We start from the raw sequence: 614 nt of genomic DNA, 5'->3' as shown, positions 1-614 counted from the left end.
ACGGCGACCGTATCAAGGTTGAACCGCTCCACCTGCCGTGCCAGCCTGCCAATGAACGGCTGGCTATCGTGCACATTGCCCGGCGTGACATGGGTATCCATGATGATGCCGTGCTTGCCGTCCACCGTGCGGTGATCCAGATAGAAGAAGCCCTTTGGCTTGTTGTCCCGGTGCATAAAGCCGCTTTCCGGGTCGGTGATGCTGACTTTGGTGTTTTTAACGGCGTCGTTTTTGGTTGTTTTTCTTGCGGCGGGCAGCGGCTTTTTTTCGCGTTTCTTCCTGTCGGCCTCCACGGCATCATTCAACTGTGTGAAGTATTCACTGACGCCTTCAGGGCGTAGTTCGTTCACGGCCTTGCGCGGGTTGGCATCGGCTTTCAAGTGGGTGCTGTCGGTGTAGAGCACACGTCCGTTTGCCATCCCCTGACCCAGCGCCTGTAACACGATATGGTCGAAAATCTGCTGGAAGACATCGCTGTTGTTGAAGCGACGAATGCGGTTCTGGCTCAGGGTTGAGGCGTCGGGGACCTTCTCGGTCAGCCCCATACGCAGGAACCAGCGGTAAGCGACATTGACCTGGATTTCCTTGACCAGACGGCGCTCGGAGGGGACACC

At 57.2% G+C, this 614-nt stretch carries 1 protein-coding gene; it reads right to left on the bottom strand.

The window, feature by feature from the left end; all coding sequences use genetic code 11:
- Positions 1-614 (bottom strand): transposase (locus tag AC6HVW_RS25010; protein WP_497569736.1); only part of this gene is annotated, 614 nt, incomplete at both ends.

Source organism: Serratia sp. NCCP-200 (genome assembly GCF_059697885.1).
Note: the sequence above shows the minus strand (reverse complement) of the source record. Positions and strands in the feature narration are given on the sequence as shown.